At 68.9% G+C, this 25,988-nt stretch carries 25 protein-coding genes, 1 tRNA gene and 2 pseudogenes; 7 read left to right on the top strand and 21 right to left on the bottom strand.

Annotation, left to right across the window (positions count from 1 at the left end; translation table 11 throughout):
• Position 1: 1 nt before the first annotated feature.
• The 5 genes from SKC42_RS10660 to SKC42_RS10640 form a co-directional block, all read right to left on the bottom strand.
• Entirely contained in the window at positions 2-268 is a 267-nt protein-coding gene (locus SKC42_RS10660; RefSeq protein WP_330964262.1) for a hypothetical protein, read from the bottom strand.
• A 5-nt stretch (positions 269-273) separates the two neighbouring features.
• A complete protein-coding gene (locus SKC42_RS10655) occupies positions 274-1,047 on the bottom strand; it encodes a hydrogenase maturation protease (protein WP_442932090.1) in 774 nt (257 codons plus the stop codon).
• A 77-nt stretch (positions 1,048-1,124) separates the two neighbouring features.
• Positions 1,125-2,732 carry a nickel-dependent hydrogenase large subunit gene (locus SKC42_RS10650; RefSeq protein WP_330964260.1) on the bottom strand — a complete coding sequence of 536 codons (1,608 nt, stop codon included), beginning with the start codon at positions 2,730-2,732 and terminating at the stop codon, positions 1,125-1,127.
• Between the two features lie 75 nt (positions 2,733-2,807).
• Positions 2,808-3,779 carry a hydrogenase gene (locus SKC42_RS10645; protein WP_330964259.1) on the bottom strand — a complete coding sequence of 324 codons (972 nt, stop codon included), beginning with the start codon at positions 3,777-3,779 and terminating at the stop codon, positions 2,808-2,810.
• Positions 3,780-3,814: 35 nt separating this feature from the next.
• The gene (locus SKC42_RS10640; protein WP_330964258.1) at positions 3,815-4,372 is read right to left on the bottom strand and encodes a DUF1641 domain-containing protein; all 558 of its coding nucleotides are present in this window, start codon (positions 4,370-4,372) and stop codon (positions 3,815-3,817) included.
• Between the two features lie 246 nt (positions 4,373-4,618).
• On the opposite strand from SKC42_RS10640, the gene SKC42_RS10635 reads away from it, so the two are divergent.
• The gene (locus SKC42_RS10635; protein WP_330964257.1) at positions 4,619-5,680 is read left to right on the top strand and encodes an AraC family transcriptional regulator; all 1,062 of its coding nucleotides are present in this window, start codon (positions 4,619-4,621) and stop codon (positions 5,678-5,680) included.
• A gap of 7 nt (positions 5,681-5,687) precedes the next feature.
• Here SKC42_RS10635 and SKC42_RS10630 read toward each other — a convergent pair whose 3' ends face one another.
• Genes SKC42_RS10630 through SKC42_RS10615 form a run of 4 tightly spaced genes read right to left on the bottom strand, consistent with a single transcriptional unit; the run spans position 5,688 to position 9,423 of the window.
• Positions 5,688-6,590: a LysR family transcriptional regulator gene (locus SKC42_RS10630; RefSeq protein ID WP_330964256.1), complete on the bottom strand. Its 903-nt coding sequence runs from the start codon at positions 6,588-6,590 to the stop codon at positions 5,688-5,690.
• The gene (gene cbbX, locus SKC42_RS10625) at positions 6,587-7,555 is read right to left on the bottom strand and encodes a CbbX protein (RefSeq protein WP_330964255.1); all 969 of its coding nucleotides are present in this window, start codon (positions 7,553-7,555) and stop codon (positions 6,587-6,589) included. The genes SKC42_RS10630 and cbbX overlap by 4 nt, the downstream gene beginning before the upstream one ends.
• Complete coding sequence (locus SKC42_RS10620) at positions 7,552-7,977, bottom strand: ribulose bisphosphate carboxylase small subunit (protein WP_330964254.1); 426 nt, start codon at positions 7,975-7,977, stop codon at positions 7,552-7,554. The genes cbbX and SKC42_RS10620 overlap by 4 nt, the downstream gene beginning before the upstream one ends.
• A gap of 15 nt (positions 7,978-7,992) precedes the next feature.
• Positions 7,993-9,423: a form I ribulose bisphosphate carboxylase large subunit gene (locus tag SKC42_RS10615; RefSeq protein WP_330964253.1), complete on the bottom strand. Its 1,431-nt coding sequence runs from the start codon at positions 9,421-9,423 to the stop codon at positions 7,993-7,995.
• Positions 9,424-9,596: 173 nt separating this feature from the next.
• Here SKC42_RS10615 and SKC42_RS10610 point away from each other — a divergent pair, with 173 nt between their 5' ends.
• Positions 9,597-10,595, top strand: a complete 999-nt coding sequence (locus SKC42_RS10610; protein ID WP_330964252.1) for a class I fructose-bisphosphate aldolase — start codon at positions 9,597-9,599, stop codon at positions 10,593-10,595.
• Here the strand turns inward: SKC42_RS10610 and SKC42_RS10605 are convergent.
• On the bottom strand, positions 10,583-11,809 hold the full coding sequence (locus SKC42_RS10605; protein WP_330964251.1) for a GAF domain-containing sensor histidine kinase: 1,227 nt from the start codon (positions 11,807-11,809) through the stop codon (positions 10,583-10,585). The two genes, SKC42_RS10610 and SKC42_RS10605, sit on opposite strands and share 13 nt — an antisense overlap.
• The gene (locus SKC42_RS10600; protein ID WP_330964250.1) at positions 11,806-12,486 is read right to left on the bottom strand and encodes a response regulator transcription factor; all 681 of its coding nucleotides are present in this window, start codon (positions 12,484-12,486) and stop codon (positions 11,806-11,808) included. The genes SKC42_RS10605 and SKC42_RS10600 overlap by 4 nt, the downstream gene beginning before the upstream one ends.
• A gap of 155 nt (positions 12,487-12,641) precedes the next feature.
• Here SKC42_RS10600 and rpe point away from each other — a divergent pair, with 155 nt between their 5' ends.
• Entirely contained in the window at positions 12,642-13,328 is a 687-nt protein-coding gene (gene rpe / locus SKC42_RS10595) for a ribulose-phosphate 3-epimerase (RefSeq protein ID WP_330964249.1), read from the top strand.
• Positions 13,325-15,409 (top strand): transketolase, encoded by a 2,085-nt coding sequence (gene tkt, locus SKC42_RS10590; RefSeq protein WP_330964248.1) that lies wholly within the window; start codon positions 13,325-13,327, stop codon positions 15,407-15,409. Before rpe ends, tkt begins: the two co-directional genes overlap by 4 nt.
• Positions 15,410-15,434: 25 nt before the next feature.
• Here tkt and hypE read toward each other — a convergent pair whose 3' ends face one another.
• The 4 genes from hypE to hypF are packed head-to-tail and all read right to left on the bottom strand — an operon-like array spanning position 15,435 to position 20,161.
• Positions 15,435-16,502, bottom strand: a complete 1,068-nt coding sequence (gene hypE / locus SKC42_RS10585) for a hydrogenase expression/formation protein HypE (RefSeq protein ID WP_330964247.1) — start codon at positions 16,500-16,502, stop codon at positions 15,435-15,437.
• Entirely contained in the window at positions 16,495-17,598 is a 1,104-nt protein-coding gene (hypD, locus tag SKC42_RS10580) for a hydrogenase formation protein HypD (protein WP_330964246.1), read from the bottom strand. Before hypD ends, hypE begins: the two co-directional genes overlap by 8 nt.
• The gene (locus tag SKC42_RS10575) at positions 17,595-17,870 is read right to left on the bottom strand and encodes a HypC/HybG/HupF family hydrogenase formation chaperone (protein WP_330964245.1); all 276 of its coding nucleotides are present in this window, start codon (positions 17,868-17,870) and stop codon (positions 17,595-17,597) included. The genes hypD and SKC42_RS10575 overlap by 4 nt, the downstream gene beginning before the upstream one ends.
• A complete protein-coding gene (gene hypF, locus SKC42_RS10570) occupies positions 17,843-20,161 on the bottom strand; it encodes a carbamoyltransferase HypF (RefSeq protein ID WP_330964244.1) in 2,319 nt (772 codons plus the stop codon). The genes SKC42_RS10575 and hypF overlap by 28 nt, the downstream gene beginning before the upstream one ends.
• Before the next feature lie 176 nt (positions 20,162-20,337).
• Here hypF and SKC42_RS10565 point away from each other — a divergent pair, with 176 nt between their 5' ends.
• Both SKC42_RS10565 and hypB read left to right on the top strand, forming a co-directional pair.
• Positions 20,338-20,679 (top strand): hydrogenase maturation nickel metallochaperone HypA, encoded by a 342-nt coding sequence (locus SKC42_RS10565; RefSeq protein ID WP_330964318.1) that lies wholly within the window; start codon positions 20,338-20,340, stop codon positions 20,677-20,679.
• A gap of 31 nt (positions 20,680-20,710) precedes the next feature.
• Positions 20,711-21,535 carry a hydrogenase nickel incorporation protein HypB gene (gene hypB / locus SKC42_RS10560; RefSeq protein ID WP_330964243.1) on the top strand — a complete coding sequence of 275 codons (825 nt, stop codon included), beginning with the start codon at positions 20,711-20,713 and terminating at the stop codon, positions 21,533-21,535.
• Positions 21,536-21,604: 69 nt separating this feature from the next.
• Here the strand turns inward: hypB and SKC42_RS10555 are convergent, their stop codons facing one another.
• From SKC42_RS10555 to SKC42_RS10540, 4 genes and pseudogenes are all read right to left on the bottom strand, one after another.
• The gene (locus SKC42_RS10555) at positions 21,605-22,375 is read right to left on the bottom strand and encodes a DUF427 domain-containing protein (RefSeq protein ID WP_330964242.1); all 771 of its coding nucleotides are present in this window, start codon (positions 22,373-22,375) and stop codon (positions 21,605-21,607) included.
• A 7-nt stretch (positions 22,376-22,382) separates the two neighbouring features.
• A complete protein-coding gene (locus tag SKC42_RS10550; protein WP_330964241.1) occupies positions 22,383-22,655 on the bottom strand; it encodes a DUF6295 family protein in 273 nt (90 codons plus the stop codon).
• A gap of 9 nt (positions 22,656-22,664) precedes the next feature.
• Positions 22,665-23,420: a dienelactone hydrolase family protein gene (locus SKC42_RS10545; protein ID WP_330964240.1), complete on the bottom strand. Its 756-nt coding sequence runs from the start codon at positions 23,418-23,420 to the stop codon at positions 22,665-22,667.
• Positions 23,421-23,503: 83 nt separating this feature from the next.
• Positions 23,504-23,964, bottom strand: a pseudogene (locus SKC42_RS10540) (hypothetical protein); the annotation flags it as partial.
• Here SKC42_RS10540 and SKC42_RS10535 point away from each other — a divergent pair.
• A pseudogene (locus tag SKC42_RS10535) lies at positions 23,854-24,252 on the top strand (chemotaxis protein CheB); the annotation flags it as partial. The pseudogenes SKC42_RS10540 and SKC42_RS10535 overlap by 111 nt on opposite strands.
• 94 nt (positions 24,253-24,346) lie before the next feature.
• Here the strand turns inward: SKC42_RS10535 and SKC42_RS10530 are convergent.
• Positions 24,347-25,573, bottom strand: a complete 1,227-nt coding sequence (locus tag SKC42_RS10530; protein WP_330964239.1) for a class I SAM-dependent methyltransferase — start codon at positions 25,571-25,573, stop codon at positions 24,347-24,349.
• A 189-nt stretch (positions 25,574-25,762) separates the two neighbouring features.
• Positions 25,763-25,836: transfer RNA gene (locus tag SKC42_RS10525), tRNA-Leu, on the bottom strand.
• Between the last annotated feature and the right edge of the window lie 152 nt (positions 25,837-25,988).

Genomic DNA, 25,988 nt, shown 5'->3' with positions numbered 1-25,988 from the left:
CTCATCCATTGAGCGGTCCTCGGATATTGCGTTCGGCGGCCCGCTTGATCAGGCCGGCCGAAAGCTCGGCACGGCGCTTGGTGGGGTGACCGTCGATTCGCTTGCGCACCACGCCGTCGGCGAACACCACGACGATCTCGACGAACCAACGGCCGCGCTCCTCGACCACCACGGTCTGAACATCCAGCGCCTCGTCGGCCGAGCTGTCCGCGCGCACCACCGTCGGGGGTCGCTCCGGTCGCCCACCGTCCGCCGGCCGCTCAACCATCAGGATCACCCCGGCGGCTCCCGCCGGCCCCGCAACGAAATGCGCAGCGACTTGGTTTCATCGTCCCAGGATGCACCAGCGACGCCTGCAATTGCGCGGTCGGCAATCACCTCGCGAATCAGCACCGAACGGTCACCCGCGGGGTTGCGCTGTTTCAACAGCAGTCCGCCGCTGCGTGGCCCCCGCAGCGGGATCAGCCAGAGGTCGCCGTCGCGGACGACGGCGGCCACCGCGTCGGAAGGAAATCGGCTGGCCGCCAGCGCGGCGTCCAGCCGCAGGTAGCCGTCGGCGGTGAATTCGACGGTCGCGTCCGACGCCGCGGCCGGCCGCAGCGGGGCCAGGTGGTCGGCCTCGATCCGGTCGATCACCAGCTCCAGCGCCGCCTGCACCGGTGCGGACAGGTCCGCGCCCAGCTGCACGCCCTCGACCTCGACCAGGTAGACGGTGATGTCGGTCGGGCAGTCGTCGCCGAGCGCCCAGCGGGCGAACGCGATGGCGTGGTCCCAGCGGAACGAATGGGTATGCAGGCCCTGCAACGGCGGTAGGTCCGCCAGTTGGGCGCCCGGCACCTTGAAGATGGTGCCCGGCGCGGAGCCGGTGGCCGCCGCGTCGACGATGACCACCCGCTGCGCGCCGCGCATCTGGAACGCCACGTCCATGCCCGCGGTGCCGCCGTCGACCAACCGGGCCCCGTCGGGCACGCCGCGTTCCCAGAGGTGGCGGACCAGGACGGGCCCCACCCCGTCGTCGCCGCGAAGCAGGTTGCCGCAGCCGACCACCAGTACCGCGCACCCAGGGGGTTCGAGGTCGTCGGGGGCTTCGGCGGATCCCAAGCCGCAATCGTACCCGGTCAGGGTCAGACCATCCCGTTGATGACGAACTGGGACAACTCTTTACCCGTCTTGCCGTCGTAGGCGTGCACTGTGCACACCAGGCACGAATCGAAGCTGCGCGCCACGTGACCGAGTTCCACCGGGTCTTCGGGGTCCACGATCGGGGAACCGACCAGGGCGCTCTCGATCGGACCGAGCACCTGCCCGCTGTCGCGCGGGCCGATGTTCCAGGCGGTGGGAGTCACCACCTGGTAGTTCTTGATCTTGTTGTCCTCGATGACGATCCAGTCCGAGAGGGCGCCGCGGGCGGCCTCGGTCGAGCCGAAGCCCATGCCCTCGGCGTGTTCGATCGGCTTGGAGTAGAAGCTTTCCTTGAGGTTGAGCTGGTCGAGCCAGTCGCGGGTCCACTTGTAGTACTTGGGGCCCTCGTGCATGCGGGCAAGCTGGCGAACCATGACGCTGGGCCCGATCTTGTTCATGATGTCGACGAACAGCGGGTCGTTGTCCTGGTGTGGCGCGGCGTTGGGACCGGCGGCCGCCATGCGGCGGGCCAGGGGGCCGGCTTCCAGCGGGATGTTGCCCAGGTCGCCGACGGCGTACCGGGGCGACTTGGCCCAGCTGTACTTGCCCTGCTTGCGGCCCTGCTCCGGATCGATGGGAATGGTCTCACCGTCGAAGGGATGCAGCGGACGGCTGCCCTCGTAGAACGAGTGCGTGACGTCCTCGCGGACGTTGGCCTGATCGAACTCGTACCACTGCCCCTTGGCGTACACACCGGATCGGCCGATGAGCGCGGCGTTGCGCCCGGCGATGGTCGGGTTCTCATACAGTGCCGGGTCGAAGTATGTCCCGGTGGAGATGTAGTTGCCGACGCCGGCTCCGTACTTGTCCAGGCCAACGTCCAGGCAGTAGCGGATGAAAAAGCCGCAGTCGCTGTTGTATTGGGATTCGTTCTCGTCGACCCAGGCGAGCACGTCCTCCCAGGTCTTGTTCTCCAGCCAGCGATCGATGCTGCAACCGAGCCAGCGGGCCTCCAGCCAGTTGTCCTTCCAGTGCTCCAGGATCGCGATCGAGCGGGTGACGTCGGACAGCGTCGGCGCGCACATCACCCCGCCGGGCACCATGAAACTCGAGTGCGGCCACTGGCCACCGAAGATGGCGTACACCTCGACGGGCTTGTTCGAAAGCACCACGCCCGGTTGGTAACTCGTGCCGACATAGGGGGCGAACCGGCGGACCGCCTCGTCGTAGAGCTTGGACTTGGCGTAGTTCTTGTTGGTCAGGTCGATCGCGAACAGCGCGTAGAAGTAGCGCGGGATGGACTGCAGCGTCTCGCACGCCTGACAGATGTTGCGCACCAATGTGGCGTTGGGTGGCATGTGCGTGCGCCACGCGGTGTCGAGCGCATACGCCGACTTGTACAGGTGGCTGCCGCCGCAGATGCCGCAGATGCGCGGACACACGATCAGGCCGGCCTGCGGGTCCTTGCCGCGCAGGATGATTTCGAAGCCACGGAACATCGCGGCCTCGGTCCAGGCCGACGTGACGACGCCGTCCTCCACGGTGACGCGAACGTCGAGGTCTCCCTCGACGCGGCCCAGTGGGCTGACATAGAGGTCGAGCGCTGTCATGAATGATCCTTCCTGGGACTTGCCAAAACTTGTTGCACTACCGGGGCTATCGCTGTCTGGTCGCCGTCGTGGTCGTCAGACAACGAACATGTCTTCCTTGGACCACTGCGGCGCGGCGATGCGCGCGGCCGCGGCGTGCGCCATGTAAGTGAGGTGGTCCGAACCCTCCGGGACCTCCCTGGGGATCATGCCGCTGACCTTCTGCGTCTTGAACACGGTTCCGGGCGCGAGATCGAAGTGTGGGAATTCCGGTTCGGTGCAGCCCAGGCACGGCATGCCGGCGCGCGTCTTCGACGACTGCCGGTTCCACAGGATCCGGTTGCATGGCGAGTGGGTCATGGGTCCGCGGCACCCGAACTCGTAGAACAGGCAACCGGTGCGGGTGCCCTCGCCGAACGACATCGTCGATTGCTTGTACTCGAAGAATTGCACACGGGTGCAACCGGTTTGGGTGAACGTCTTGAAGAACGTCTCGGGCCGGTGCAGTTCGTCCAGCGTGATGTCGCCGGCGCGACCGGTCGCCAACGCGACGATGACCTGGGTGATCCAGTCCGGGTGGGCCGGGCAGCCCGGAATGTTGATCACCGGCAGCCCCATCTTGGAGCGGAAGTCGGGACCCAGGAAGCCGCCCTTGTCCCGCTTGTGGAACTGCAAGCCAGTCGACGCCGACGGGTTGGGCTCCATGGCCGGGATCCCACCGAAGCAGGCGCAGTCACCGATGGCCACCACGATCTGCGCGGCGGCGGCCAGGTCGGTGACCCAGTCCTTCATCGGACGGTCGGCGAACATGTCCATCCGGCCGGTGCCGTTGGGCGCCTCGATGACCGTGCCCTCAAACACGAAGATGTCCAGGGCCCGGTCACCGTTGGCGCAATCCCAGAAGACCTTTTGCGCATTCTTGCCGAGCTCGAGGCCTAATGACGGGTGCCAGAGCAGATCAAGCCCGAAATCGACGATCAGGTCGACGACATTAGGCTCTTCGGCATTGAGAAATGACATTGTATTTCCACTACACGCGCCGCCCTGAAACCATAAAACCGAAGCCATTCGAACTCCTCTCGAAATTGGGCTGAAGATCGTTGCTATTGCGGGAGATGTTTCCCGAATGCCCGGGCGACTTGGATCAGGAAGCCGAGACCCCGGCTGACGTCCTTGTCCTTGGTGACTCGCCACAGCGCGAACAGTCCCCTCGGACCACCGGGGTCCGCCGCGGCGGCGGCCTTTCCTTCGATCAACGCCCGACCCAGCCCCGAGACGACGTCGACCGATTCGGGGTCGAGCAGCGGCGATCTCAGGACGTTGTTCAACGCCGGTGTCGCCGCCACCAGGACGGATGCCAGCGATGCGACGCTCGCGGCGAGCGCCTGCACGTCGATGGATCCCAGCTCGGACCTGACCTGGTCGAACAAGGGCGCGTTGGCGGTCAGGGACGCGCCGCGGAGCTCGTTCACGGCCGATGCCAGCGATTCGGTGATCTCGTCGCCGCGGCGCGTGAAGCCGTCCAGGCCGGTGAGCAGGATCGCCAGCAGGTCGGCGTGGTCGAGCAGGCTGTTGAGCGACGCGGCGACCGCCGGATCGTCGAGCCGCTCGCGGAGTCGGTCGGCCGGCGACAGTTCGACGACGTGACCGTTTGCCGACATGGGACCTCCTCGGCCACCGGGGGGCTGTCCCGATGGAAGTGGGCCACGCTGTGGGCCCGATCACAAGCTATCGGCAAGTTTGAACCGTGCCTATCGCTTTCGCGCAGCAGCTGTCACGATTGCGAAGAGTTAGGCGCGTTGGCGCGCGCTCGGCTAGTGGGAGGCTTGCATGATCACCGCGGACTCTTTAACGGACACCTCACGATTCGGCGCGCCCCGCCCAGGGCCGCGAGCAGGGCATCCGCCGTGTCGCGACTGACCCGGCTCGGTTATATCGACATCCGCCGGACGGCGAATCCGGTGCGGCGCAAGGTGCGCTCCCGCGGCGTCCCGCCGGCGCTGGAGGACAACGAGATCTTCTATACCGAGAACCCGACCGAGGCCATGCGATTGCTCGCCAAGGCCCTGGCGCCGTTGTCGCTGCAGATCGGGCACGACGACGTCGCGGGGTTTGCTGCCACCATGCACGGCGTGCGGCTGCGGAACGTCAGCATGCTGTACCTCGACCTGCACGTCGCGGCCACCGTCGACGTGCCCATGCTCGGGCAGTACTTCGGCGTGCACATGCCGATGAACGGACGCGCCTTGGTCAATCACCGGGGCCGCGCCTTCGAAGCCAACACGATCCGGGCGCTGGTGACCAGCCCCGGCGAGGCGTTGCGGGTGGTGTTCGACCACGACTCCCCACACCTGCTGATCCGGATCGAGCAGCGGGCGATGGCCGCCCACCTGACCCGGCTGCTGGGCCGTAGCCTCAACAAGCCACTGGAGTTCGAGCCCGATTTCGACCTGGCGAGCGAGGCCGCGATGCGCTGGCACACCGCGGTCCAGCTGATCCACAGCGAGGTGTTCCACCCCGGATCGCTGATCCAGCGCGGCCAGGGCATCGGCGCGATCGAGGAACTGGTGATGAGCACCCTGCTGCAGCTACAACCGTCCAACTATCACGAGGAGATCCTGCAACCGGCCCAACCCGATCCGCGGCGGGCCGTCGTGCACGACGCCATGAACTACATCGACGACCATCTGGCCGAGCGCATCACCATGGAAGGCCTCGCCAACGCGGTACACATGAGCGTTCGGTCGATCCAGCAGGGTTTCCGCGAGGAGCTGAACATGACGCCCATGACCTACGTTCGCGAGCGCCGGCTGGAGCGGGCGCACGCGGAACTGATGGACGCGATGCCCGCCGACGGGATCACCGTCACCGCCGTCGCCGAGCGATGGGGTTTCAACCACCTCGGCAGCTTCGCCGTGGAATACCGAAAGCGGTGGGGCGAGTCGCCATCGGACACGCTGCGGCGTTGACACCGACCTAGGAGGCGCGGCGCACCGCGCTCACCTGGCGCCAACCAAGCTCCCGATGCGACACCAGATGACCGATCAGCAGCTCGGTGGCCATGGGCGGGGTGGGCTGGCTGACCACGTGCCACGGGCGCTTGATCGGCGTCCCCGGGACGGGGAGCTCCACCAGAGCGCCCGCTTCCAGCTCGCGCTGCACCGCTTGCCGTGACACCAGCGTCACGCCCAGGCCCGCCACCGCCGCGGCCACGACCGCGCCGTGGGAACCCAGCACGAGTTGCGGCGGTATGACGTTCAGGTCGTCGAGCAGCGTCATCAACGTCGACCGAGTCCCCGAACCGGGTTCCCGCTGCAGCCACGTCGCGGATGCCGGCGTGAATCCGTCGGCGAGGTCCGGCCGCCCGACCACGATCAGGGTGTTCGGGCTGACCGCGCGGACCCGGACCTTCGCGCGCAAGTCCTCGGGCGGGCGGCCGGCGAACACCAGGTCGACCTCGTGTCGCGACAGCATCGGCCAGACCGCGTTGCGGGCGGCCACCTCGACATGCAGCACCACCCCGGGATGCTCCTCGCGAAACGACGCCAGCGCCGCCGGGATCAGCAATTCTCCGGCCGAGGTCACCGCCGCGAGCCGGATCGAGCCGTTCTCAGGATCCGCCTCGCCGCGCGCGGCCACGATGGCCTCGTCGTGCAGGCCGAGGATTCGGCGGGCGTACTCGACATACCGCAACCCCGCGGGCGTCAATCGCACTCCCCTGCCGTGCCGGTCCACCAGCGTGATGCCGATGTCGTTGCTGAGCGCCCGCAGCGCCGAGGAGATCGACGATTCGCTGACCACCAGGCGTTCGGCGGCGCCGCGCACGGAACCGGTGTCGGCCACCTCGACCAGCGCGCGCAGGCGCGCGTTCGTCGTCATACTGCGACTGTCCCCCGCCCTGCGTCGGCGTCGAACACCCGACTCGCCAACAGGTCTACCGCCTCGATGGTGGTCAGTGCCGACAACCCGACCGGCATGTCGGGCTGCTCCAGCAGTCGCCGCGCGTGCCGAAGGCGCGCGCGCTCCAGGGCGTTGCGCACGCTGCGCGCGTTGGCGAACCACGGCTGGTCGCGCCGCCGGTGCAGGTACTGGCGCAGCGCGCCGCGGGCCTCATCGGAAAACCGGTAGCCCAGGGCGTCGAGCATCAGGCCGGCGATGTCCTCGAGTTCGCGGGTGGAGTAGTCCGGGAACGAGATGTGGTGGGCGATGCGGCTCTGCATCCCGGGGTTCGCCGAGAAGAACTGGTCCATCTTGTCGGTGTAGCCGGCCAGGATCACCACCAGGTCGTCGCGGTTGTTCTCCATGACCTGCAGCAGGATCTCGATGGCCTCGCCGCCGTAGTCGCGCTCGTTCTCGGCCTTGTACAGGTAGTAGGCCTCGTCGATGAACAGCACGCCGCCCATCGCCCGTTTGATGACGTCCTTCGTCTTCGGCGCGGTGTGCCCCACATACTCGCCGACCAGGTCGTCGCGGGTCACCGAGACCAGATGCCCGCGCCGCAGGTATCCGAGCCGGTGCAGCAGATCGGCCATCCGCATGGCGACTGTGGTCTTCCCGGTGCCCGGGTTGCCGGTGAAGCACATGTGCAGCGTGGGTTGCGGCGCCCGCAACCCGAACCGCTCACGCGCGCGATCCACCAGCAGCAGCGCCGCGATCTCGGCGACGCGGGTCTTGACCGGTGCCAAGCCGACGAGGTCGCGATCCAGCGCGGACAGCACTTCGTCGACGCCCGAATCCGCCCGCGCCGCGCCCAGGTCGACGACCGCGTCGTCGGGCAGGCGCTCACACTCCCGGTCGGTCGAGGACTCTGTTTCCGGGCGCTCGCCGAACGCGATGCGGGTCACGGCGACCCGTATCGCCGGCCGACGGGCCGCTCGGTGGCGTAGGCCGAGGTGGTGTAGCCGATCCGGCGGTCGGCCCGCTCGGCGCGCTCCAGGCGGAAGCCGGGCTCTTCGGCCGGCCGGTTCACGATGAACGACAACGCGGTGGTCTGCCGGCCCAGGCTGGCGTCATACGCGTTGAGCCGCACGTAGCTGTTGGGATTGGCCGCCCGGCACGCGTTCACCTCCAGCAAGATCCCGGCCGCGTCCTTGAGGTCGAACATCGGCAGGCCCCACATCTCCCAGTAGATGTTGCGCGGGTGCGGGTCGTCGGTGAACTCCACCGACAGCGGCCACCCATGCCCGAGCGCGTAGTCGATCTGCGCGGTGATTTCCTCGTCGGTGAAGTCGGGCAGGTAGGAAAAGGTGCCCTGGGTGATTCGCATGGTGCTCCTGATGGGTCAGACGCGGGTCGGCGTCGCGACGACGTCGGGGGTGTCGGTGGATTCGTAGTTGAAGGTGATGTCGCCCCAGGTGGCCAGCGCGGTGTCGAGCGCCCGGTTGCGCGATGCCGCCTTCTTGAGGATGTCCGGACCCTCCTTGAAGTAGTCCCGGCCCTCGTTGCGCGCCTTGATCATGGCCTCCAGCGCGACGCGGTTGGCCTCGGCACCGGCGGCGATTCCCATCGGGTGGCCGATCGTGCCGCCGCCGAACTGCAGCACCACGTCCTCGCCCAGGTAGTGGATGAGTTGATGCATCTGGCCCGCGTGGATGCCGCCCGACGCGACCGGCATGACGCCCGGCATGGACGCCCACTCCTGGTCGAAGTACAAGCCCTTGACCGGGTCGGCGGCGACGCTGTCCAGGCGCAGCGTGTCGTAGAAGCCGGCGGTGGTGTTGGGGTCGCCCTCGAGCTTGCCGACGACGGTTCCGGCGTGGATGTGGTCGACCCCGGCGAGCCGCATCCATTTCGAGATGACACGGAAGCTGACACCGTGGGTCTTCTGCCGGGTGTAGGTGCCGTGACCGGCCCGGTGCAGGTGCAGGATGACGCTGTTGTCGCGGGCCCACTTGGCCATCGATTGGATGGCGGTGTAGCCGATCGTCAGGTCGATCATGACGACCACCGACCCGAGCTCGGCGGCGAAGTTCGCCCGCTCGTACATCTCCTCCATCGTTCCGGCGGTGACGTTGAGATAGTGGCCCTTGATCTCCCCGGTCGCGGCCTGCGCGCGGTTGACGGCCTCCATGCAGAACAGGAAGCGGTCTCGCCACCGCATGAACGGCTGCGAGTTGATGTTCTCGTCGTCCTTGGTGAAGTCCAGCCCGCCGCGCAGCGCCTCGTAGACGACGCGGCCGTAGTTCCGCGCGGAGAGCCCGAGCTTCGGCTTGGTGGTGGCGCCCAGCAGCGGCCGGCCGAACTTGTTGAGGTGCTCGCGCTCCATGACGATGCCGTGGGCCGGCCCCTGGAACGTCTTGACGTAGTGGACCGGAATCCGCATGTCCTCCAGGCGGAGCGCCTTGAGCGGTTTGAACCCGAACACGTTGCCGATGATCGAACTGGTCAGGTTCGCAATCGAGCCCTCCTCGAACAGGTCGAGGTCGTAGGCGATCCAGGCGATCCACTGACCGGCGGCGTTGGGCACCGCGTCGACGCGGTAGCACTTGGCCTGGTAGTGCTCGAACGTGGTGAGCCGATCCGTCCACACCACCGTCCAGGTGGCGGTGCTCGATTCGCCGGCGACCGCCGCGCCCGCCTCCTCCGGGGGCACGCCCTCCTGGGGGGTGATCCGGAAGGCGCACAACACGTCGGTGTCCTTGGGAACGTAGTCCGGCTGCCAGTAACCCATCTCCGCGTAGGGGATCACCCCCGCGTTCCATCTGTCTGTCATGGCTCGAATCGTGGCAGGCGACACTGAAGTTGTCTATCGATAATTAAGCGCCAACCCTGAACCAAATAGTTCAACGTTTCGGATACCCCCGCGGATCCACCGTGCGGGTGAGGCCGACGCTTCCACGCCGCCCATACCGTGTGCGCACTCGCCAACACGAACCGGAGGGACCGATGAACACCTGCAGAGAGATCGCCGCGGCCATGACCGCGCCCGGCAAGGGCATCCTGGCCGCCGATGAAAGCGTCGCGACCATGTCCGCCCGCCTCCAGAAGGCGGGCGTCACCCCGACCGCGGACGCGCGCCGCACCTACCGGGAAATCCTGGTCACCACGCCCAACCTGGCCCACGGCGTGTCCGGGATCATCTTCTGTGAGGAGACCCTGGGGCAGGTCCTGAGCGATGGCCGGCCCTTCGCCCAGGCCGTCCGCGAGTTGGGCATGCTCCCCGGCATCAAAGTCGACATCGGCGCCAAGCCGTGCCCCGGCCTGCCGGGAGAGACCATCACCGAGGGGCTGGACGGGCTGGCTTCCCGATTGGCCGGGTACGCGGAGCTGGGCGCGGCCTTCGCCAAGTGGCGGGCGGTGTTCGCCATCACCGACTCCACGCCGAGCTGGGGTGCGATCGCATCCAACGCCAACGCGCTGGCCCGCTACGCGGCGGCCTGCCAGGAGGCGGGCATCGTGCCGATCGTCGAGCCCGAGGTCCTCATGACCGGTGACCACGGCCTCGCGCGCTGCGCGGAAGTGACCGCCGACGTGCACGCCGCGGTGCGTCAGCAGCTGAGCTTGCTGCGCGTGGACCTGGCCGGCATCGTGCTCAAACCGAACATGGTGATCGAGGGCGAAGACCACCCGACCCCGGCGACGGCCGAAGAGGTCGCCAAGGCCACGGTCTCGGTGCTGCGGGCGTGGCCGGCCAACCTCGCCGGCGTCGCCTTCCTCTCGGGCGGGCAATCTCCGGCTCGTGCCACCACGAACCTCACGGCGCTGCAGGCGCACCGCACCCCATGGCCGTTGACGTTCTCGTTCGGGCGGGCCCTGGTGTCCCCCGCGCTGGCGGCGTGGCACGGCGACGAGACCAACATCGGCTCGGCGCACGAGGCGCTGTCAAGTCACGTGTCGGCCAACGCAGACGCCGTGCGCCTGCGGCACCAGCTTCAGCCGGCCTGATCCGCACAGCCCGGGCCGCCCAACGGGATCGTCACCGCGACCGTGGTTCCCGACGCGGGCCCCGACGTCACCGACCGCACGGTCAGCCGACCGCCCACCAGCTCCGCGCGTTCCGTCATCGAGAGCATGCCGTAGCTGGTGGGCGCGGGGCTCGACGAGGCATCGAAGCCACGGATGCCGATTCCGTCGTCGGCCACCTCGAGCCGGGCCGTTCCGGCGTCGACGGCGAATCGCACGGTCGCGGTCATCGCGCGTGAATGCTTGACCACGTTCTGCAGGCACTCCTGCGCGATGCGGTAAAGGGCCACCTCGAGGTGCTCGGGCAACCGGTGGTCGGCCAGCTCCAGGTGCAGGTCCACCTCGGGGATCGTCGCCGCCAGGCTGGCCAGGCCGCCCGCCAGGCCGAGGTCGTCGAGCACGGGCGGCCGCAGGCCGCCGATGGCCGAACGGGCCTCCGCCAGCGTGAGGTCGACGAGGTCGCGGGCCTTTTCGAGCTGTTGACCGGCCTCGGCGGAGTCGTCGATGTCGACCGCGCGGGCGGCGGCATCGAGCCGATAGCTGAGGCTGACGAGACGCTGGGAGATGCCGTCGTGGATGTCGCCGGCCAGCCGCCTGCGCTCGGACTCCTGCGCGGCGATCACCTGTTCGGCGAAGTTTCCGTGCACCCGCTCCCGCGCCGCCAGCTGCCGGTGCACGCGGGCCTGATCCACCGCACCCGCCGTCAGCCGGCCGATGGCCGACAACAGCTGGATGTCGCGCTCGGTGAAGTCGCGGCGGGCGACGGTGTGCACGTTGAGCACGCCCACGAGGCGGCCCGACCCGGCCTCCATGGGCACCGAGGCCATCGACGTGAAGTCGGAGCCGCGCAACGCCGCGATCGGCAGATAGCGCGGGTCCTCGTCCTTGCCGCTGGTGATGACGACGGGTTCGCGCTGCCGGGCCACCCAGCCCGAGACGCCCTCACCAAGCCCGAGGTGCACCTGCCCGATGTATTGATCGAAGGGCGGTGTCGCGCCCGCCAGGGTGAGCGAGGCGCCCGAGTCGTCGAGCACGTGCACAAAACAGACGTCGGATGCCGTCGCCGCGGTGATCAGCCGGGCCACCGCGGCGGCCACCGGCTCGACGGCCGGGCCGCTGCCGGTTGCGGCGATGATGTCGAGCAGCAGCGCAACCTCGCGGTCGGCGTCCACCAGGCCCCGCACCGACCCCGTCACCGATAGATTCCCTCGCGCAGCGCCACGGCCACCGCGGCGGTGCGGTCGCTCACGCCCAGCTTGCGGTAGATGGAACGCAGGTGGCTCTTGACCGTCTCGTCGCCGATGATGAGTTTGCCGGCGATGCCCCGGTTGGACAGCCCCGCGACCACGAACGAGAGGATCTCGCTCTCGCGCTGGCTCAGCCCCTGCCTGGCGCCCGGCCAGAACTCGTCGCGCTGCAGCCGCGCGGCGGTGTCGACGGCCCGCGCCGCCAGGCCGGCATCGATGGCCGTCGAGCCGCGGTGGACGTACTCGAGCTGGCGCACCAGTTCGTCGCTGCTGATGCCCTTGAGCAGATAGCCGGAGGCGCCGACCCGTAGCGCCTGGAACAGGTACTGCTCGTCCTCGTAGACCGAAAGCAGGATCACTTTGCTGGCGCGGTTGCGTTCGCGTATGGTGCGGCAGAGGTCCAGTCCGCTGGCCCCCTGCATCCGCACGTCGCACAGGACGATGTCGGGCTCCAGCGTCGTGATCACCGTCATGGCGTTTTCGGCGCCCACCGCCTCGCCGACGACCCGCACGCGGTTCTTGAACGACGCGAGCATGGCTTTGAGGCCCTCGATGACCATTTCGTGGTCGTCGACCAATACCACTCGAACGGGCGCGGTAATCGGCGTGGCGGTGACCCCAATCATGCGAACACGATAATGGCGATCGCGTACGCAGTCATCTCATTTCATCGATCATCGGGGATCATGGGCGTCCCCCCGAATTTCCCCGCGTTGGGGGATTGGAATTCGGATTGACGGCCCTAACGTGGCGGCCAAGTCCTGACGGAAGGTATTGAGCGGTGACCCCACTATTGGTCGCGTCCGTGCTGCCGGCCGACTTCGCCGAACTAGGCCGCGACGTCGCGGAGATCGAGCGGGCCGGCGTCGACCGCATCCAGTGGGACGTCATGGACGGCCGGTTCGTCCCCAACCTGACCTTCGGGCCCGACGTGATCGCGGCGTGCCGCGACCGGGTCGCCATCGGCTTCGAGGCGCACCTGATGGTCGAGGATCCCGACGCGATGTTGCCGCGGTGGGTCGATGCGGGTTGCGAGGTGGTGATCGTGCACGCCGAGGCGTGCCGGCACCTGCACCGCACCTTGTCGAGCATCCGAGACCTCGGCGCGCGCGCCGGCGTGGCGCTCAACCCGGCCACGCCGCTGGCCGCGGTCCTCGATGTCCTGGACCTCACCGACCTGCTGCTCATCATGACGGTCAACCCGGGATTCGGCGGCCAACGCTACCTGGCCGCCATGGAACCCAAGATCGCGGCCGCCCGGGCCGAAATCGACCGCCGCGCAATGGCCGTCGAGCTCGAGGTAGACGGCGGCATCGGGCCCGGAACCATCGCCGGTGCCGCGACGGCCGGGGCCGACGTGTTCTGCGCCGGTTCGGCCCTGTTCGCCGGGCCGAGCATGACCGACCGCGCGAACGCACTGCGCGCGGCCGCCGCCCGCTTGACCAACGAAAGGCTGGTGCCACAGTGAGCGTCGCACCCAGGACGGCGACCGGCCCCGACTCGGGCCCGTCGCCCTCGACCGGTTCGCCCGCCCGCACCGAGGAACTGGACCGGCTGGCCATCAATACGTTGCGGTTTCTCGCCGCCGACGGCGTCGAGGCCGCCAACAGCGGACATCCCGGGCTGCCGCTGGGCACCAGCGCGATAGCGTGGACGCTGTGGTCGCGCCACCTGCGCCACGATCCGGCGGACCCGCGCTGGCCGGACCGCGACCGCTTCGTATTGTCCGCCGGCCACGGTTCGATGCTGCTGTACGGCCTCCTTCACCTCTTCGGCTACGACCTGCCGCTCGGCCAACTGCGCAGGTTCCGCCAACTCGGGTCCCTGACCCCCGGGCACCCCGAGTACGGTCACACGCCGGGCGTCGAAACCACCACCGGCCCTCTGGGACAAGGGATTGCGAACGCCGTCGGGATGGCCCTGGCCGAGCAGATGCTCGCCGCCCGGTGCAACACCGACGAACACACCGTGGTCGACCACCGCACCTGGGTGCTCGCCGGAGACGGCGACCTGATGGAGGGCATCAGCCACGAGGCCGCATCGCTCGCCGGGCGGCTGCGGCTGGGCAAGCTGGTCGTCATCTTCGACGACAACGACATCACCATCGACGGGCCCGCCTCACAAAGCTGCGCCGACGACGTCGAGGGCCGGTTCGCCGCCTACGGCTGGCGGGTGCTCAGTGTCGACGACGGCAACGACGTGCCCGCCCTGGACGCGGCGTTCACCGAGGCCGTTAGGGGGGACGGCAGGCCCACCTTCATCAGGGTGCGGACCACCATCGGCTTCGGCGCGCCCGGTGTCGAAGGCACCGCGCGCGCCCACGGCAGCCCGCTGGGCGCCGAGGTGCTGGCCGCCATGCGCGCCCGGCTGGACTGGCCCGACGAGCAGTTCCACGTGCCGCTGGCCGTCAGGGCGACGGCGGCGGTGGCGGCCGCGCGGGGCGTCGCGGCACACACCCGATGGGCCCGGACGCACGCGGCGTGGCAGATCGACCATCCGCGGCTGTCGGCTGACTTTCCGCTCGACACCATTCCCGAGGCCGACGACCTGTCGGTGCTGACGCCCTTGGCCGACGGCCGGCCTCCGGGCGGCAAGTCGGCCACCCGCAAGGCGTCCGGGTCGGCTTTGACGGCGTTGGCCGCCGTCTATCCGGGTTTGGTGGGCGGGTCGGCCGACCTGGCGGCCTCGACCAACACCCGGATACCGGGCGCCGACGTCGGACCGGGGGACTTCGGCGGACGCAACATTCACTTCGGCATCCGCGAGCACGCGATGGCGGCCGTCATGAACGGCATCGCCCTGCACGGCGGGTTACGGCCGTTCGGCGCCACCTTCCTGGTGTTCGCCGATTACCTGCGGCCCGCCCTGCGTCTTTCCGCGCTGATGAAATTGCCTGTGGTGTATGTGTTCACGCACGATTCGGTGCACGTCGGCGAGGACGGCCCCACGCATCAGCCGATCGAACAGCTGGAGTCGCTGCGGCTTATACCGGGCCTCACCGTGCTGCGCCCCGCCGACGCCGCGGAGACCGCGCTGGCCTGGCAACTGGCCGCCCTGAACACCGACGGACCGACGGTGTTGGTGCTGAGCCGACAGGATCTGCCGATACTCGGCGGTGCCGGATTGGACGACACCCGCCACTACGGCATGCGGGTCGTGCGGCCGGTCGCGGGCGCCGCTCAGGTGGTACTGGCGGCCAGCGGCTCGGAGGTCGCGCTCGCGCTCGAGGCGGCCGAAATGTTGGAACGCCAAGGGATATCGTCGATCGTGATCTCCGTGATGTGGCGCGAACGCATTGCCGCCGCGCTGGACGCCGACGACACCGAACTGCCCGACCTACCGGTCGTGTGGATCGAGGCCGGAGTGACCACCGGATGGCGGGCGCTGGCGAGGCCCTGGGACGCGGTGATCGGCGTCGAGCGTTTCGGGGAGAGCGGGCCGGGCCCCGAGGTCGCCGCGCATCTCGGTTTGACGGCCGCGGCGGTCGCCGCCGCGGCGTTGCGCCGCGTCGCGCCGGCATCCGAGGTGATCGACGCCGCGCGCGGTTGATGCTCCGCCCACACTCGGCAATGGGTCAGCAGATGCGGGGAAGCTGTTCGCCGAGTTGACGTTCGATCACGTGGACGGTGCCGAATGGTGTCTTCCCGACGACCATGCCGGGATGCTCGGCCACCACTCGACCGATGACCGCGGCATTCGTCCCCTCGGGCCGCGACCGCATCGCGTCGAGCACCGCCTCGCTGCGTTCGGGGTCGACGAATGCCACGATCTTGCCCTCGTTGGCGACCTGGAGTGGATCCAACCCGAGGAAGGAGCATGCCGAGGAAACCGTCTCGGGGATGGGGATTTTCGCCTCCTCGAGCTCGATGCCGACCGAGGCGGCGCGCGCGATCTCGGCGACGGACGCCACGAGCCCGCCCCGCGTCGGATCCCGCAGCGCGTGCACCGCGGGGCCGCCGGCGGCGAGCATCGCCCCGACCAGCCGGTGCAGCGGTGCGCTGTCGCTGGTGACCACGGTGCCGAAGTCGATGCCCTCGCGCAGACTCATCACCGCCACCCCGTGTTCGCCGAGGTTGCCGGACACGACGATGTGGTCCCCCGGCCGGGCGCGCTCCGGGCCGATGTGCACGCCGGCGGGCACCACGCCGACCCCGGCGGTGTTGATGAAGAGCTGGTCCGCGCCGCCTTTCGCGACGACTTTGGTGTCGCCGGTGACGACCGCGACGCCGGCGTTCGCGGCCGCCTTGCCCATGGTCTCGGCGATCGTGCCGAGCACGTCCAACTCGAGTCCCTCTTCGAGAATGAACCCGGCCGTCAGCGCGAGCGGTTGGGCGCCGCTGCACGCCAGGTCGTTGATGGTGCCGTTGACCGCCAGGTCACCGATGTTGCCGCCGGGAAAGAACAACGGCTGCACCACATAGGAATCGGTGGTCAGCGCGACGCGGCCACCGGTGATGTCGAGCAGTGCCGAGTCGCGGGCGGGCCCGGCGGGGGCCCCGAGCGCGGGGAGGAAGAGGTTCTCGATGAGCTCTTCCGACAGGACGCCGCCGCCGCCGTGGCCCAGCACGACCCGTTTCGTGTCGCGCAGCGGCAGCGGGCACACCCAGTCGGCCGGGTCGATGCCGTCGGGTCGCTCAGGCACGGGCGGTCGCCTCGAGCCTGCGGAACTGGTAGTAGGCGGCGCAAGCGCCCTCGCTGGACACCATGGTCGCGCCCAGCGGGTTGCGCGGGGTGCAGGACTTCCCGAACGCCGGACACTCGTTGGGTTTCAGCAGGCCCTGCAGGACCTCGCCGCTGCGACATTCCGCGGATTCGGAGACCTGCAGGTGGCCGACGCCGAACCTGGATTCGGCGTCGAACTGCGCGTAACGGGGGGAAAGCGACCAGCCGGATTTCTCAATCATGCCGATGCCGCGCCACTGCCGATCGGTCACCACGAACACCTCGGCGAGGGTCTGCTGCGCGACGGCGTTGCCGGCGGCGGTCACGGCGCGGGGATAGGCGTTGCGCAGTTCCGGCGTTCCAGCTTCGAGGAGGTCGACGACCTGCCGGACGCCCTCGAGCAGGTCGAGGGGTTCGAAGCCGGTGACCACGATGGGGATCTGGAATTGGTCGACCAGCGGGCCGTATTCGCCGGTGCCCATCACCGTGCAGACGTGCCCGGCGGCCAGGAAGCCCTGGACCCGGTTGGTGGGGGAACTCAGGATCGCGGTCATGGCGGGCGGCACCAGAACATGGGAGACCAGCATCGAGAAGTTGGTGAGCCCGAGGCGCTCGGCGTGGATGACCGCCATCGCGTTGGCCGGTGCGGTCGTTTCGAAGCCGACGCCGAAGAACACGACCTCCTTGTCGGGGTTGTCGGCGGCCACCCGGGTGGCATCCAGGGGCGAGTAGACGATCCGCACGTCCCCTCCGCGGGCGCGGACGCTGAACAGGTCGTGCCGGCTTCCGGGCACCCGGAGCATGTCGCCGAAGGAACAGAAGATGACGTTGTCGCGGGCCGCGATCTCCAACGCGCGGTCGATCATCTGCAACGGGGTCACGCAGACCGGGCACCCGGGGCCGTGAATGAATTCCACCGCGCCATCCAGGAGTTGGTCGATGCCGTTGCGGATGATCGAATGTGTTTGCCCGCCACAGACTTCCATCACGGTCCACGTTCGGGTCGCGCGTTTCTTGATGTGATCGACCAGGGTGCGCGCGGCACTCGGGTCGCGGAATTCGTCGAGGTACTTCATGCCAGCTCCCTGCTGCCCTGGCCCTCGTCGCCGGCCAGTTCCTCGTCGAGCACGCCCAGCTCGTGGAACATCCGCAGGGTTTCGTTCGCCGACGCCTCGTCGAGGCGAGTGATGGCGAAGCCCGCGTGGACGATCGTGTACTCCCCGACTTGCATGTCCGGTAGGTAGGCGAGGCATACCGTCTTGGTGGTGCCGCCGAAGTCGGCGGTGCACATCCGTGTGCCCGCCTCATCCCACGTGTCGACTATCTTGCCGGGAATTCCGAGGCACATCCGGCGTCTCCTCTCTCGCGAAGCTGCTGGCGCATCCGCGCCGCGATGACGGCCTGACCGAGCGCCAGGCCGCCATCGTTGCACGGCAACACCGCATGGGTCAGCACTTCGAACCCGTTGCGGGTCAGCTCCTCCCGGAGGCCGTCGAGCAGCAGCCGGTTGACGAAGACGCCCCCGGTCAGCCCGACGGTTCCGATGCCGACCGCCGCCTGACGGACTGCTCGCGCCGTGGCCCTGACGACGGCGGCGTGGAAGCCCGCCGCCAGATCCTCTTTCGCCGCGCCGGCCCGCAGGCCACGCACCAGGCCGGTGATCAGCGGCGCGGGGTCGAGCACCGCCCCGGCCACCTCGATGTCCAGCGGCACGGCGCGACCACGGCGCGCAAGGTGCTCGAGTTCCACGGCCGCCTGCCCCTCGTAGGTGACGGTGTGGCACACGTCGAGCAGGCTGGCGACCGCGTCGAAGAGGCGACCCATGCTGCTGGTGGTGACGCACCCGATGCCGCGCGGTATCTGTTGGGCGAGGACGTGGCGCGCCCGCTCGCCGAGGTGGCGGACCGCCGGAATGTCCTCCTCCCATTCGAGGCCGGCCCGGTGCAGCAGGTCGAGCGCGATCCGGCCGGGGTGGCGCACCGCGCCCTCGCCGCCGGGCAGCGCGAACGGTTTCAGGTGCCCGGCCCTGGTGAACGCCGCCGGCTCGGTCACCACCAATAGTTCGCCGCCCCAGATGGTCCCGTCGGTGCCGTAGCCCGTGCCGTCGAAGGCGACCGCAAGCATCGGGGTGCCGAGCCGTCCATGCTCGGCCAGGAGTGACACCGCGTGCGCGTGATGGTGCTGCACCCGCACCACTGGCCGGTCGCGCCGGCGGGCCCAATTGCTGGTGGCGTACGAGGGGTGCAGGTCGCAGGCGACCGCGGCGGCATGGCGGTCGGTCATGAAAGCCAGGTGCTGCACGGCGGATTCGAAGTTGGACTGGGTGCGCGGGTCGGCCATGTCACCCAGGTGCGAGGACAGGTGGGCCTTGCCGTCGGTGCCCATCAGGCAGAACGTGGTCTTGAGGTCACCGCCGGTGGCCAGGATCACCTCACCGCCGCCGGTGTCGACCGAGACCGGCAGCGGGGCGTACCCCCGGGACCGTCGAATCGGCACCACGGCACCGTCGCGGTCGACGGTCAGCACCGAATCCTCACAGGGCACATGGATGGGCCGGTCGTGGGTGAGCACCGCGTCGGCAAGCCCGTCGATCCAGGTCAGGTCGGCGTCGCGAAAGACGATGGGCGATCCCCCGCTGTTGGCCGAAGTCATGACCAGCGGCGCCGCGCCGAGTTCGTCGAACAAGAGATGGTGCACGGGCGAATACGCCAGCATCACCCCGAGTTCGGACAGACCGGGCGCCACGGACGGCAGCGCCGCGTCGGCACGAGCGGGCAGCAGGACGATGGGCGCGGCCGGTGACCGCAGTAGGTCCGCCGCCGCCGCATCGATGTGACAAATGCTGCGCGCCGCGGCGAGATCGGCGACCATCAACGCGAAAGGCTTGGCGGGGCGACGCTTTCGGGCGCGAAGGGCCGCCACCGCGGCGGGGTTGTCGGCCCGGCAGGCCAGGTGGAACCCCCCGATGCCCTTCACCGCGACGATGAGACCGTCATCGAGGGCCCGAGCGGCGGCCGCGATCGGCTCCGCCCCGTCGCCGGGACCGTGCCAGGCCAGCCGCGGCCCGCAATCGGGGCAGGCGACGGTCTGCGCGTGGAACCGGCGATCGGTCGGATCGGCGTATTCGGCCGCGCACGACGCGCACATTCCGAACTGCGCCATGGTGGTCGACGGCCGGTCGTAGGGCAGGTCGGTGATCACCGTGTAGCGCGGGCCGCAGTTGGTGCAGGTGATGAAGGGATGACCGTGCCGGCGATCGGCGGGATCGCGGAGTTCGCGCAGACAGTCGGCGCACACGGCGATGTCCGGCGGCACCAGGGTGCGACCGGCCTCACCGACCCGGCTGTCGACGATCCGGAACCCGGCCTCCCCATTGGGCGACAGCGGTATGGCCGCGATGGAGTCGATGCGGGCCATCGGCGGCCGGTCGGCGCTGATCGCGGATATCGCGGCCTCGACCGCGTCGGGCGCGCCCTCGAGTTCGCAATGCACCGAGCCGGAGTCGTTGTAGACGTATCCGGCCAGGCCATGACGTGCCGCGATGCGGGCGACGGCCGGGCGAAATCCGACGCCCTGGACCAGGCCCGCGATGTCGAGGCGCAGCCGCACGGTCGTCACCGCGTCATGCCGACTGCCCACCACGAACCTCCTGAGCAGCGATCGACCCTCGCGCCTATGGGCCGGCGGCGCGGGCGGTCTCGCTCAGGCTAGACCGCCCGCGATGCGTCGACAATCACAATTTCGCACACAAATTCTGCGTTTTTTCACGCTCACGTTTCGCGACACCGATGGCGTCGGCGGTGCAGCATGGTGTAGTGCACGAGTTGTCGCTGTGTCATGCCATCGCCGGTGTGGTGAAGCCCCACGCGGCCGGTCGTCACGTCGACGTCATCCACGTCCAGGTGGGCGCGCTGCGCCAGGTGGTGCCCGAGTCCCTGGAATTCTGCTGGGGATTGGTATCCCAGCACCTTGACGACAACATGGCCGACACCCGGCTGGAACTCGATCTGGTGCCGGCGGAGGTGATGTGCCGCGCCTGCGCGCGGCGGGCGCGGATCGAGTCCCGGTGGTCGGTGTGCTGCCCGGGATGCGACAGCGCCGACGTCGACGTCGTGCGCGGCAACGAGTTCTTGGTCACCTCGGTCGAGGTGTCGTGACTTCCCAGCGGCCCGCGAAAGGTCAGGTTTGATGGGCAGATTCCACCGCCACGACGACGGCACGGTGCACGAGCACGAGCACGAGCACGAGCACGAGCACGACGATGAGGGCCACGAGCACGGGCACGGTGACCACAGCGGGTACGGCACGGGTCCACAGCGCGTCGAGGTGCTGGAGTCGATCTTCGCCGAGAACGACCTGCGCGCGGGCATCAACCGCCATGCGTTCGAAAGCAACGGCATACGCGCCCTGAACCTGATGAGCTCACCGGGATCTGGCAAGACCACGATCCTGGCCGCCACCCTGGACGAGCTTGCGCGCGAGCTGGCGATCGGAATCGTCGAAGGCGACATCGCCACCGATCTCGATGCGGTCAAGCTGCACGGCCGCGGTGCACAGGTGGCCCTGTTGAACACCGGTAACGGGTTCGGCGGCGAGTGCCACCTGGACGCCCCGATGGTCAACCGGGCACTACAGGACCTCGAGCTGCCGGAACTGGACCTGGTGATCATCGAGAACGTCGGCAACCTGGTATGCCCCGCCGAGTTCGACGTGGGTGAACACGCCAAGGTGATGGTGTATTCGGTCACCGAGGGTGAAGACAAACCGCTGAAATACCCGGTGATGTTCCGCTCGGTCGACCTCGTGCTGCTCAACAAGGTCGACCTGGTGCCCTACCTCGATGCCGACGTCGACCAATACGTCGAGCAGGTCCGCAAGATCAATCCGACCGCGACGGTGTTGCCCGTTAGCGCCCGCACCGGCGACGGCATGCCCGAGTGGTTCGCCTGGTTGCGACGGTTCGCCGGGAACGTTGCCGCCCCCGGCAACCGGCCCGGGGAGCCAGTGTCATGAGTCATTAGTGCGTGTGCAGCCCTCGCTCCTGTTTCCGAGCGAGGGTCTTATGGACGAAAAGTGATGCCGCTAACCGAAGTGCGTTTGCGGTCGCGGCTGTGCGACACCGTCGACGGTGATGTCGACCTTTTCGTTGTAAAACGCGACCAGGCCGGCGATCTGGCCGACCGCCGGAAGCGGGTAATGATAGGTCCACGCCAGATCCGGCTGCAGGGTCGCGCCCGTCCGCACCGACCAGTATCCCGACGTGACCCCCTTGTACGGGCACAGCGTCTGCGTCGGGCTGGGCTCCAGGTGCTCGAAGGCGACGTCGGTCGGGTCGATGTAATACCTTGTCGGCAAACCCGTTTCGAACAGCAGGACCGGAGATCCGGTGTCCGCCAGGGTGATACCGCCGAGCTCAACGCGGACGTGCCGGTGCGAACGCAGCGCGTCGACCCGCGAATAAGGGTTGCGCGGGTGGCCGTAGACCGGTTCGTCCTCCTCGAACCACCGCAGCGGCTCCCAGTCGAACCGCACGGTGCCCGCCAGCGGGCCGTCGCCGTCGGCGTCGAACACCCGCGCGGCGGATTCGTAGGTTCCCGCCGCGCCCACCAGGGAGTGCAGCCGCGACGGGCCGAATTGGACTTTCTGCGGGTGGTTCTCGTCGCGCAGGAACTCCGGCCGGACGTCGGCCAGCGGCACGTAGTACTGCGGGTAGTACGGCACCTCCCACACGTAACGGGCCGCGACGGTGTCGAAGACGAGCGCGTCACCGAGATAGCCGCGCACCCGCCGTGGCGCGGGCTCGATCCGGCCGCGGGCGGCGGCCGCCTGGGGGTAGTCCTGTTCGGAGGGCATCGGTCGCCTACTGATCCCGGGATGCCAGCCCGGCCGGCGCGTGGCCGATCGCCGTGCGGATGGCGTCGGCCAGCGCGAGGGCGCTTTCCTCGGTCAGCTCGAGAGCCACCCGCGCCGACGGGCCGAGTTGCGGGTTGATGACGTCGATGTTGACGGTGTGGGCGTAGGGGGCGTGGACGGGGTGGTCGACGTACACCGTCGCGCGGCTGGCCCCGAACCAGCCCGTCGCGCCCTTGCCGCTGCCCTCGATGTCGACGTGTTCGCTGAGATGCGTGCACATTGCCGGTGCCTAGCCTTTCAGGTGGATGGCGAAGAACTCGTCGATGCGGCGCCAGCCGTCCGCCGCGGCCTCGACGCGGTACACCGGCCGGTCGACGGAGAAGAACGCGTGCCCCGCGCCGTCGTACGAGTGGAACTCGTGGGGCTTGCCCAGCTTGGTCAGTTCGGCATCCAGCGTCGCCACCGCGTCGGGCGCGGGGAACTTGTCCTCGACGCCGAACAGGCCCAGCAGCGGACAGCTCAGGCCGGGCGCCAGATGCAGGATAGGCTTGATGGCCCGGGGCGCCTGCTCGGGCGGCTGCTCGACGACAAAGCCTCCGTAGCAGTCCACCGCGGCGTCCATCGGCAGCGAGCACGCGGCCAGGAATGCGTGTCGGCCGCCGGAGCAGTGGCCGATCACCCCGAACTTGCCGTTCGCCCCGGGCAGCGAACGCAGCTGCTCGACGGCGCCGGCGACATCCCCGACCAGCCGTTCGTCGGGCACGCCGCCGGCCGCCCGCGCCGCGGCGGCGGCGTCGTCGGGCGAGGCGCCCGGGGCCTCGCGGGAATACAGGTTCGGGGCGACCACGTGGTAGCCGGTATCCGCGAGGCGGCGGACGAACTCCTTGGTCTCACGGTCGTAGCCGGGCATGTGGTGGATCCAGACGATCCCGCCGCGGGATCCCTCCGCCAGCGGTGTCGCCTGATATGCCTCGATGTCGTCGCCGCCGTAGCCGGTGATGCCGACCGTCTCGGCTCGGATGGCGTCCGGGCTGACTGCGTTCACGCTGCTCCTTAGATCTGGCCACGACGGATGCGGAGCGCGTGCGGCCAGTCCAGGATTCGCCCCGCCCGAACCAACGTAACCCGTCAGCGCCGCCTGTCGCGGACCTTGTAGGTGGAGGGCCAGGACTTGCGGGACTCGTCGCCGGTCAGGGGGGTTCCCATGCCCCTACCTTGACGTTGTACGCCTCCTTGCCCGGGCCCACATCGCGGTTGGCGTGCTCCTGGGCGAGGTAGTACAGCTCGTCGATGGTGGCCTCGTCGTAAGCGACGAAAGACGTTTCGCGTGCCACGTCGTCGATTCCGGCGGGCATCCGGTCGGCCAGCAAACGCGACGCGACCGCCGCCAATCCGAACAGGGCAAACGGGATCACCCAGTAGCAGACGAACGACACGGGGGTCTTCGCGTCGAGCGGGGTGGCCGGCGTGAGACCGGGATGGAGTGCGATCGGCGGGATCGCGGACACCATCGTCATGGCGGCGAACGTCGCGACCCACAGCCGTCTCAGCACCGTGACGAGGCGACCGAAAAGTTCGGTCTTGACGACGCCGGCGTCGACGGCGCGGTCCTCGAGCGCGGCCGGATCTACGCCGCGGTGCCCGACCGTCACCTGCTGGCGCGGGGCCACCGGCTGGCGCTGTCGGACGCCCCGTGGGAAAACGGTCACCGCCCGTCGATCGACGCGCTCTTCAGGTCGGTCGCGCTCGACTACGGGCACCGCGCGATCGGCGTCCTGCTGTCGGGCTTGCTCGACGACGGGGTGGCCGGACTGCGGGCCATCAAGTCCAAGGGCGGGACGACGGTGGTCCAGCAACCGACCGATGCGCTGTATCCAGACCTGCCCGCGAACGCCCTGCGGGCCGGGGTGGCCGACCACGCCGTCGCCGCGCTGGATGACCCAGCGGGCGCGACCGGCGCCGCGTGGCGACCTAGCCGGTCGAGTTCCCGCCCACCGCCATGGCCACGAAGTCCAGGCGCCAGAGCGACTGAAAGAGTTGCCGCCCGAACTCGAACAGGCCGGCCCGGTTTTCGGGCGCGACCGCGGCGGCATCTGCCACACGGTCGACGATCTCGCGGATGCTGCGCTTGCCGTCGACGTTCCGGAGGAAGGGCAGCTGGGCCGGGCTCATCTTGAACTTGGCGCCGGGCAGGAAGATCTCGTCGCCGGACAGCAGGCACGCCGTCCTGGCCAGCGGGACGTAATCGAGCGATTCGGCGGTCGAGAAGTCGATCATGTAGCCCGCCTTGGGGCGCTCCGGGCGGCAGGCCATGAAGAAGTGCGTGGCATTGGCCGGCTGCAGGCGCTCCATCACCGACCAGAGCTTGGCCTCGGGCAGGCGGTCGAGCGCCTCCCGCAGCCGGTCCGCGGGCGCGTGCAGATCGTGCGGGTAGTACGGCGTCTTGTGGAACCAGCCCTGGAAGGCGAGCCCCGCCGCGTTGACGAGGTCCAGGCACTCGCCGACGGTGTAGCTGCGTTCGCGGGCGTGCAGGAAGGTGTCCACCACGGCGCCGTCGGTCAGCAGGTCGTGCGCCACTTTCAGATAGCCGCGAATCGGATGGTCGGCGGGCAGCGCGGCGATCGTGTCCTTGACCAGTTCGACCGACGCCTCGTCCTGCGAGAGGCCGAGGTCGGAGAACACCGATGCGAGCATCTCGACGCCGATGCGGCCGTACTTTGCGTAGAGCATGAGGCCCATCGCGCCGTCCGGCCGCAGGCGTTCGCCGAGCGCCGTGAGCCCGGCCAGCGGGTCGGCGAGGTGGTGCAGCACGCCGCTCGACACGATCAGGTCGAAGTCGCGGTCGAGCGCCGACGCCTCCTCGATGGGCAGCAGCCACAGCTCGAGGTTTGCCAGCCCGTGCTTGTCCTTCAAGTACTGCTGATGATCCAGCGCGGCGCGGCTGACGTCGATGGCCACCACCTTCGCGGCGCGGTTCATGAAGGCGTAGACCGCCGCCTGGTAGGTCCCGCAGCCTGCGATCAGGATGTCCAGGTCCGGCCGGTACACCCGGTCCGGCCACAGCACTCGGTGCGCCCAGAACGGGTCGAACCAGTCCCAGTGGTTCTTGGTCCAGGTCTCGAGGTCGGTCACCGGTGGCGGGTATTGCCACCGGTCGTATTGACGGGAGACGCCGTCGCCGCGCGGATCGTCGGTCACTTCGGCGTTGACTCCTTCGCGGTGGCATGCGCGTGCTGACCGACCAACTTACTGCGCGCGCCGCGATCGCGGCGGGTCCGGCGAGGGGCCTCCGGTGGCCGGCGACAGCGTTCAGCGGTGATCAGTAGCGAGGATTCATCGGGGCATGCCGGCGAACCGTCTGTCGCCGCGATCGCGGCAAGATACCGGTGCCCCCAGTCGGACTCGAACCGACACTTGGCGGATTTTAAGTCCGCTGCCTCTGCCAATTGGGCTATGGGGGCCCGGCGGCGAATGTAGCGCGCGCGGACGGGACTCGGGCCACCGCATCCCGCCCGAAAGCGCCGAAATTCTCGGGATGCGCCCGGGGCGCACGTAGCCTAGAATGCCCACGCCGTGGCCCAAGGGGCGCCTCGCCGCCCGATCTCAGATGACA

It is taken from the genome of Mycobacterium sp. 050134, assembly GCF_036409085.1.
Lineage (GTDB): Bacteria > Actinomycetota > Actinomycetes > Mycobacteriales > Mycobacteriaceae > Mycobacterium.
Note: the sequence above shows the minus strand (reverse complement) of the source record. Positions and strands in the feature narration are given on the sequence as shown.